This is a genomic window from Achromobacter sp. GbtcB20, assembly GCF_019091095.1.
Lineage (GTDB): Bacteria > Pseudomonadota > Gammaproteobacteria > Burkholderiales > Burkholderiaceae_B > Achromobacter > Achromobacter mucicolens.
Window position 1 is genome coordinate 1 of the sequence record NZ_JAGXJZ010000205.1, and the last position, 506, is coordinate 506.

Below are 506 nucleotides of genomic sequence, written 5' to 3' on the forward strand. Positions count from 1 at the left end.
TCTCAAAACGTCAGAATCGCGCGCTTTCGCATGATGGAGCGCGGCACGTGGCTCTCAGAACTGGACCCGATCACTTCCAGCACCGATGACACGCTCGAGCTTCAGGCGGGCTCGGCCAAGCTGTTGAGAATGCCGCACTCGCGCGAGGTTCGGGCGCTATCGCAGGAGCGTCGCAGATCCATTAACTCGCGCTCCAAGGCGCGCAATTCCTTCATCTTGGTCCGCACTTGCGCGATATGAGCGTCGACCAGCGCGTTCACCTCGCCGCAGCCCAACTCTGGCCGATCCCGTAAGTTCAGCAGTTGACGGATCTCATCCAGCGTCATGTCCTTCGCCCGGCAGCGGCGGATGAACAGCAAGCGCTGCAAATGGACTTCGTCATAGAGCCTGAAGTTGCCCTCGCTACGTGCAGGCTCGGGCAGCAAGCCTTCTGACTCGTAAAAGCGCACGGTCTGCACCAAGCAATCTGCCTTCTTGCCCAGTTCACCGATCCGCATCATGGTTGC

Annotated in this window: 1 protein-coding gene; it reads right to left on the reverse strand. The window is 59.9% G+C overall.

Translation table 11 applies throughout. The features are described from left to right. Positions 1-101: 101 nt before the first annotated feature. Positions 102-500, reverse strand: coding sequence for a Cd(II)/Pb(II)-responsive transcriptional regulator (gene cadR, locus KVT32_RS28590; RefSeq protein ID WP_003098965.1), 399 nt, complete (start codon positions 498-500; stop codon positions 102-104). Positions 501-506 lie beyond the last annotated feature (6 nt).

What these genes read in the sequence shown, in the direction of transcription:
- cadR (WP_003098965.1), bottom strand. Translation starts at nt 500, where the DNA reads ATGATGCGGATCGGTGAACTGGGCAAGAAGGCAGATTGCTTGGTGCAG.